Raw genomic sequence first — 7,999 nt, 5'->3', positions numbered from 1 at the left:
AGCGAACCCCTCTCGATTCACCTGCGGCGCCGGGACGGAACCGAGGATCGGATGTTCGCCCAGGCCATTGTGGATGCGTCCGGCACCTGGGGCACCCCGAACCCGCTCGGTGGTGAAGGTCTTCCTGCACTCGGCGAAGGCGCTGTGGGTACTGCGATCCGGTACAGGGTTCCTGATCTCGACGATCCGGCTGTGCGGGCACAGTTCGCCGGAACGCACACCGTCATCGCAGGTAGTGGCCACTCCGCGCTGACGGCGATCGTTGCGCTGTCAGGGTTGGCGGGGCAGGCTCCGAGCACCCGCATCACCTGGGCGGTCCGCCGAGGAAACATCGGCTCTGCATTCGGAGGCGGCGTCGCTGACGAACTGCCCGCGCGCGGCGCCCTGGGATTGCGCGCAAAGAAGGCCGTCGAGGATGGCCTGTTGAGCGTCGTCACCGGCTTCCGCACCGCAGAGGTGACAACTACCCCTTCGGGACAACTCATACTTGCCTCCGATGCGGGTGATCGCATCGAGAACGTGGACAACGTCATAGCGCTGACCGGCTTCCGCCCCGATCTGTCCTGGCTCTCGGAAATTCGACTCGGCCTCGACCCGGTCTTACAAGCACCGGTCGAGCTTGCTCCGCTGATCGATCCGAACGTCCACTCGTGCGGCACCGTTTACCCGCATGGCGCGAAGGAGCTTCGCCATCCGGAGCCGGGGGTGTACTTGGCAGGAATGAAAAGCTACGGCCGAGCACCCACCTTCCTGGCGATGACCGGCTACGAGCAGGTTCGCAGCATCGCAGCCGAGCTCGCCGGCGATCACGAAGCAGCGGCCCGTGTCGAGTTGATCCTTCCGGAGACCGGAGTCTGCGGCGGCGCAGGTATTTTCGACGAACCTGACACAGCAGAAACCGACACAGGGAAAGCCGAGGGCGGATGCTGCAGCGCCCCCGCTCCGAAACTGATCACGCTGTCTGCACCGTCCGGCAACACCTGCGGATAGAAACAGTCCTTGACGACGGAACCAGCCCGCCGGGCTGCCACATCCGGCCGAACAAGGCATGCTGATCGTGTGCATACATTCGAGGTCTGGGCGCCAACACCGGAATCGGTCCGGGTCGAAGTCGACGGCATCACGCACGAGATGGACCGGACCGACGACGGGTGGTGGCGCGCCGAGGTCGACTGCGACAACCGCGCTCGCTACGGCTTTGTCGTCGACGGTGAAACACTCCCGGATCCGCGTTCACCACGCCAGCCCGAAGGCGTGCATCTCCGCTCCCAACTGCACCAACTCGACGAGGCGTCCTGGACCGACTCTCAGTGGACCGGACGACAACTCCCAGGATCATCGGTCTACGAACTGCACATCGGAACGTTCACCCCCGAAGGAACATTCGACGCCGCGATCGAACGTCTCGATCACCTGGTAGACCTCGGCGTCGGCTTCGTGGAAATCATGCCGGTCAACGGCTTCAACGGAACTCACAACTGGGGCTACGACGGTGTGCTCTGGTACACGGTCCACGAGATCTACGGTGGCCCGGACGGATTGCAACGCTTGGTGAATGCGGCCCACGAACGCGGACTCGGCGTGATTCTTGACGTGGTCTACAACCACCTGGGCCCGTCGGGCAACTACCTCGAAAAGTTCGGCCCCTACATTGCCGATGGAGCGAACACCTGGGGCCGAACGATCAACATCGGAGGCCCGCAGTCGGGCGAGGTTCGCGATTACATCATCGGCAATGCCCTGCGATGGATGCGTGATTTCCACATCGACGGTCTACGCCTCGACGCCGTCCACGCGTTGGTCGATCACACCGGAACGCACATCCTCGAGGAACTCGCCGTCCGAACGGAAACACTGTCGGCCCATCTGGGCCGACCGCTCACGTTGATTGCCGAAAGTGATCTCAACGACGCCACTCTGATCACGCCACGAGCGGCCGGCGGGTTCGGCTTGGACGCGCAGTGGGACGACGACATCCACCACACCATTCACACGGCCGTGTCCGGCGAACGCCAGGGTTATTACGCCGACTTCGGATCCTTGGAATCCCTTGCAAATACATTGCGGCGCGGTTTCTTCCACGCCGGAACGTATTCCTCGTTCCGTGGACGGGTTCACGGCCGGCCGATCGACATCACGCATCAGCCCGCCAGCGCCCTGCTCGCATACACGTGCACCCACGATCAGATCGGCAACCGCGCGGTCGGGGACCGCCCGAGCGCCTATCTGACGCCAGGACAATTGGCGATCAAGGCGGCGCTGGTCCTGCTCTCGCCGTACACGCCGATGCTGTTCATGGGCGAGGAATGGGGAGCGACCACTCCGTTCCAGTTCTTCACCTCGCATCCGGAACCGGAACTCGGCGAGGCCACTGCCAAAGGCCGCAAAGCGGAGTTCGCGGCGCACGGCTGGAACAGTGACGACATTCCGGATCCGCAAGACCCACAGACATTTCTGCGATCGAAACTGGACTGGGACGAGCGAGACGACGAGACACGCGCTCGCGTCCTGGCCTGCTATCGCGATCTACTTGCCCTGCGCAGGAAGCGAATCGAGATCACCGACCCTTGGCTGGGGCACCTGCACGTCGACTACGACGAGGACGACCAGTGGATCACCCTGCGCCGCGGCGCATTACAGATCGTGTGCAATATGGGAACGGACGCGGCCTCGGTCCCTGCCGGTGGAACCCCCATCCTCTGGTGGGATCCGCCGACACAGGACGAGACCGCGTCCGCAACAGTGGTGCCGGGGCACTCGTTCGTCGTACTCGAAAGCTGACCAACTCTCGAGATTCCGGTATTAACGCTTCGCGTTCTCTGGTGTACTCCGCAGCATCCGCAACACCAATGCGGCACTGACGAACAGAACCAAAGCTGTTGCACCGGCAGCAACGTGCATACCGTCGACAAACGCCGCCTTCGCGGAATCGGCAAGCACCGAACCGAGTTCACCAGGTAGGTACGTCGCTTCCTGCAGCGCACCGCCGAGCGTGCCCTGCGCAGCGTGCGCCTGATCTGCTTCGAGCATGGACGTGTCGATTCCCTTGCGGAAGATCGCCATCACCACGCTGCCCAGGATCGCCACGCCGAGCGCGATACCGAGTTCGTACGCAGTCTCCGACACCGCGGACGCAGCGCCGGCACGCTCGGGTTCCACCGAGCTGACCACGAGATCCGATGTCAACGTCAACGCGACACCGACACCAGCACCGGCCAGACCGAAGCCGAGCACGAACATCAACGGGCCGCTGTCGACGCCGAGCGCGAGCAGCATCGCAGCACCGATACCGGCAACCGCGAGGCCAGCGCTGAGCACGTGAGACACCGACCACCGGCGAATCAACCAGGCCGCCGCAACCGCGGTGAATGCGCTGAGCAACATACCCGGGAGCATCAGCAGGCCGGCGTCGAGCGCCGAGTTACCGAGCACCAACTGCAGGTACTGCGAGCCGAAGAACAGGACACCTGCCAGCGCGAAGATCGAGAGCAGGTTGGTGATGACGGCGGTGGAGAACGACGCGTTGGCAAACAGCTTCAGATCCAACATCGGATCCTTCAGCATCCGCTGACGACGCACGAACACGTAACCCGCCGCGAGACCAACAAGGCCGATCACCAGCAACGTGATGCTGACGCCGTGCACCACGGATTCCTTGACCGCGTACACCAACGGCAACATGGTCGCCATCGACAGACCAGCGCTGATGAGGTCGAATCGACCCGGATTGGGGTCCTTCGACTCCGGGATCAGGATCGGGCCGAGTACAACCAGCGCGATCATGACCGGAATGTTGATCAAGAAGACCGAACCCCACCAGAAGTGCTCGAGCAACCAACCACCGACCAACGGGCCGGCCGCGGTACCGCCACCTGCCATCGCGCCCCAGACACCGATTGCCTCGGTGCGCTGACGCGGGTTGACGAAGATCGTGCGGATCAGACCGAGGGTGGCAGGCATCAGCGTTGCACCGGAAATACCTTGCAGCACGCGGGCGGCAATGAGCATCTCGGGACTGACAGCGAGAGCGGCGATGATCGAGGCGAGACCGAAGCCGACTGCGCCGATCAGGAGCAGTTTTCGCCTACCGATCCGGTCGCCGAGCGTACCCATGGTGATGAGCAGACCGGCGAGCACGAACGAATAGACGTCGATGATCCACAGCAACTGCGTGCTGCTCGGCTCGAGGTCGGCGCTGATGAACGGAAGCGCAAGATCGAGCACCGTGCCGTCGACTGCGATGAGCAACACAGCAAAGGCAAGGACTATCAAGCCCGCCCAGTCACGCTTTGTCGCCCGAACCTCGTCGGGATTGATTGCAGACGTCTGATCTGCCGACACTGACATTGCTCCCCTGCGACTTTCTCTGAGTTCTTTCGAAAAGATTTCACTGCACCGTCCAGCCGGTACAGTAGGTCTACGGTAACAGTGAACCGTCCGAGCGGTAAAGTTATTTCCGGGTAGGGTCACATCACATGGCTGCCGACACTCGCGATCGAATTCTCGACGCACTGGAGAAGCTGCTGCTGGTCAGCGGCGTCGCCCAAGTCACGCTCGAAGGCGTTGCCGCCGAAGCCGGGGTTTCCAAGGGCGGACTTCTCTATCACTTCCCCAGCAAGGAAGCCCTCCTCGCGGCGATGGTCCGCAGACTCGGGGAACGCTCGGATCAGCAACTCGACGACGCCGTAGCCGGCGGTACCACGGTCACCGAGTTCTATCTGCAGATCCCCGATGCGAACGAAAGCGAAGAACTCTCACTCTTCCGATCGATCATCGCGGCACTGAGAACAGTCGACGGACAACACGACGAAATCCAGAAGGCCGTCACACATGTGATGCGGAGCTGGGACAAGGGCCTTCAGACCGAGATCGCCGACCCTGTGCAGGCCGAGATCATCCGACTCGTCGGCGACGGCCTGTATCTGGCGGCCATGCTCGGACTCCCCCAGCCGGATCCCGAACTGCATCGACAGGTAGTCGAGCGACTGCGGCCCTGACCGGGGGGCGTCCCTTACGTCAGATAGCGGTACGCCGGGCTTCCCGGCTCGAGCCTCTCGGACTGCATCGGCGCGCGCTCCATCCGCTCTAGTAACGACGCCAACCCGTCGGCGGAACCGAGTTCGATACCCACCAACGCGGCACCCGTCTCGCGATTGTTTCGCTTGACGTACTCGAACAGCGCGATGTCGTCGTCCGGCCCCAGCACGTCCGAAAGGAACCGGCGCAACGCTCCCGGTTCCTGCGGAAAGTCCACCAGGAAGTAGTGCTTGAGCCCGAGGTGAACGAGCGAACGCTCGAGAATTTCGCCGTAACGGGAGACGTCGTTGTTGCCACCGGAGATCAGGCACACGACGGTCGAACCCGGCTCGAACGTCAGATTCTGCAGTGCCGCAACGGAAAGCGCACCCGCAGGTTCGGCGATGATGCCCTCGCTCTGGTACAGCTCGAGCATCGCCGTACAGATAGCGCCCTCGTCGATCTGATTGACGACAAACGATCCCGAACCGGACCGCGTCTGAAGTTGACGAGCGACGAGCGGCAACGACGCGTGCGACACGACGGCGGCACCCAGACGTGAGACGACCTCGTAGGGAACATCGCCGATCCTCTTGACCGCTGCTCCGTCGACAAATGGATCGACGTCGGGAAGAGTCACCGGGCCCCCGGCAACAAGAGCGGCCGTCATCGACGCCGCACCGGACGGCTCGATCCCGACGATCGACGTCTTCGGCGACCGTTCGTGCAGGTAGGTGGCGATGCCCGCAATGCAACCGCCGCCGCCGACCGGCACGACGATCGTGTCGAGAGGGGCGTCCAATTGCGTGAGAATCTCCGCTGCAATGGTTCCTTGCCCCGCAGCGGTGCGCACGTCGTCGAACGGCGGAACCATGGTTGCGCCAGTTTCGGCTACGTCCTCCGCGGCCGCAGCAGCGGCGGCGTCATAGGTCTCACCGATCATGAACAGTTCGACAAACGCTCCACCGTGCGCGCGGATGCGATCACGCTTCTGCTTGGGGGTATTGGCCGGAACGTAGATCCGACCCTTGATCTGCATCGTTCGGCACGCGAAAGCAACACCCTGCGCATGGTTACCGGCACTGGCAGTCACTACGCCGGCACCGCGTTCGGCCTCGTTGAGCTGAGCGATCAGGTTGTACGCGCCACGAATCTTGTACGAACGAACGCCCTGGAGGTCCTCACGCTTGAGATACACGTGTGCCCCGGTCAACGCCGAAAGACGATCGCTGTACTGCAGGGGTGTCGCCGCAATGACATGCTGAATTCGCTCGATGGCCGCGTCGATCTCCTGCGCGTCGAGCGCGGGGACGGTGGACTTCGTTACTACGACATCGGGCGAGTTAGACACCCCGCCATTTTCGCACGTCGGAGATCAACCGTCCCACCACCCCGCCCCGCATGGTCTGCGAGGCAGGGTGGCGGTAGGTCAGCCGCGCGGATCCAACTGTGAGGGACGTGGCACGTTCCGCAGATTCGACTTGGCCATCTGTACTGCCTCGCCGACGCCGCCGTTCATCACCATCTTCGACATCGCCAAAGCGAAGCCCTTCATCTGACCACCGGTGATGGTGGGCGGCAACGACAATGCCAACGGATCGGTCACCAGATCCACCAAGGCTGGACCGTCATGATCGAGCGCGGCGCGTAGGCCCGCTTCGATGTCCGCGGGATTCTCGATTCGGCGCGAAAAGATACCGAGCGCAGCAGCAACCGCCGCGTAGTCGACCGCGGGCACGTCGACCCCGAAATCCGGAAGGCCGTCGACCAGCATCTCGAGCTTGACCATTCCGAGCGTCGAGTTGTTGAACACCACGATCTTGACCGGCAACTTGTACATCGCGACGGTGACCAACTCACCGAGCAGCATCGACAATCCACCGTCGCCCGACACCGAGATGACCTGACGCCCCGGACTCGACCATGCAGCACCCATCGCGTGTGGGAGCGCATTGGACATCGATCCGTGCAGCGCCGAGGAGATGAAGCGTCTCGATCCGTTCGGATTGAGATAGCGCGCCGTCCACACGTTGCACATCCCGGTGTCGGCGGTGAAGATTGCGTCGTCGGCCGCCAGATCGTCGAGGATCGAGGCCGCATACTCGGGATGAATGGGTGTGCGCTGCTTGACCGGATCCGTGTACGCACCAACCACTTTGGTCATCAGAGTGTTGTGCTTTGCGAGCGTATCCTCCAGGAACCCGCGGTCGGTCTTTCGATCGAGCTGCGGAATCAGTGCATTCAAGGTGCTCGCGACGTCGCCGTGCACCGCCAGGTCCAGGCTGGTTCGACGCCCCAACCGCTCGGCCGCGATGTCGATCTGAGCAGTGCGAACGTCGTCGGGCAAGAACTGATCGTAGGGAAAGTCCGTACCGATCAGGAGCAGGAGATCGGCGCCGTGGATACCGTCGTGCGCCGCACCGTAACCGAGCAATCCGGTCATCCCGACGTCGTATGGATTGTCGTACTGGATCCATTCCTTGCCACGCAGTGAATGCCCGATGGGAGCGCCGACGGTTTCGGCCAACGCCAGAACCTCCGCGCGCGCATCTCGCACGCCCGCGCCGGCGAAGATCGCAACTTTGCGTGCGCCGTTGATCACGTCTGCCAACGCCAACACGTCACCGGCATCCGGAACGACTGTCGGCCTTCGCGTTTCGACGAGCGTCGGCGGAGTGCCCTCGGCCGGGCAGTCGGCAATGTCGCCGGGAAGCACGATCACCGAGACACCGTTTCGAGCCACCGAATGCTGAATCGCCGACTGCACCACGCGTGGTGATTGCACTGGGGTGCTGACGAGTTCGGTGTAACTCGAACATTCGATGAAGATCCGCTCGGGATGCGTCTCCTGGAAGTAACCCATACCGATCTGGGCACTCGGAATGTGCGAGGCGATCGCGAGGACCGGAGCGCCCGAACGATGAGCGTCGTACAGGCCGTTGATCAGGTGAAGGTTTCCGGGGCCGCAGGATCCGGCACACAC

Annotated in this window: 6 protein-coding genes; 3 read left to right on the top strand and 3 right to left on the bottom strand. The window is 62.9% G+C overall.

The genetic code is table 11. The features are described from left to right. The coding region (locus RWT78_RS26085; protein ID WP_314681909.1) for a flavoprotein at positions 1-990 on the top strand (990 nt) is incomplete at its 5' end. 69 nt (positions 991-1,059) lie between these two features. Next, entirely contained in the window at positions 1,060-2,781 is a 1,722-nt protein-coding gene (gene treZ / locus RWT78_RS26080; RefSeq protein WP_314681907.1) for a malto-oligosyltrehalose trehalohydrolase, read from the top strand. Between the two features lie 21 nt (positions 2,782-2,802). Here the strand turns inward: treZ and RWT78_RS26075 are convergent, their stop codons facing one another. After that, positions 2,803-4,347 (bottom strand): MFS transporter, encoded by a 1,545-nt coding sequence (locus RWT78_RS26075; protein ID WP_314681905.1) that lies wholly within the window; start codon positions 4,345-4,347, stop codon positions 2,803-2,805. A 128-nt stretch (positions 4,348-4,475) separates the two neighbouring features. Here RWT78_RS26075 and RWT78_RS26070 point away from each other — a divergent pair, with 128 nt between their 5' ends. Then, entirely contained in the window at positions 4,476-4,997 is a 522-nt protein-coding gene (locus RWT78_RS26070; RefSeq protein ID WP_003941685.1) for a TetR/AcrR family transcriptional regulator, read from the top strand. 14 nt (positions 4,998-5,011) lie between these two features. On the opposite strand, the gene ilvA is transcribed toward RWT78_RS26070, so the two are convergent. Together ilvA and RWT78_RS26060 are read right to left on the bottom strand one after the other, a co-directional pair. Next, a complete protein-coding gene (gene ilvA, locus RWT78_RS26065) occupies positions 5,012-6,367 on the bottom strand; it encodes a threonine ammonia-lyase IlvA (RefSeq protein WP_314681902.1) in 1,356 nt (451 codons plus the stop codon). 78 nt (positions 6,368-6,445) lie between these two features. After that, positions 6,446-7,999, bottom strand: a 1,554-nt coding sequence (locus RWT78_RS26060) for a pyruvate dehydrogenase (protein WP_314681899.1), incomplete at its 5' end; no start/stop codon positions are given.

It is taken from the genome of uncultured Rhodococcus sp. (assembly GCF_963525155.1).
GTDB classification, from domain to species: Bacteria; Actinomycetota; Actinomycetes; order Mycobacteriales; family Mycobacteriaceae; genus Rhodococcus_F; species Rhodococcus_F qingshengii.
The sequence above is the reverse complement of the archived record's forward strand: the minus strand, read 5'-3'. Positions and strand labels throughout refer to the sequence as shown.

Bases quoted from the DNA above. Each gene is read 5' to 3' on its own strand.
- RWT78_RS26070 (WP_003941685.1), top strand. From the start codon at position 4,476: ATGGCTGCCGACACTCGCGATCGAATTCTCGACGCACTGGAGAAGCTG.
- RWT78_RS26075 (WP_314681905.1), bottom strand. From the start codon at position 4,347: ATGTCAGTGTCGGCAGATCAGACGTCTGCAATCAATCCCGACGAGGTT.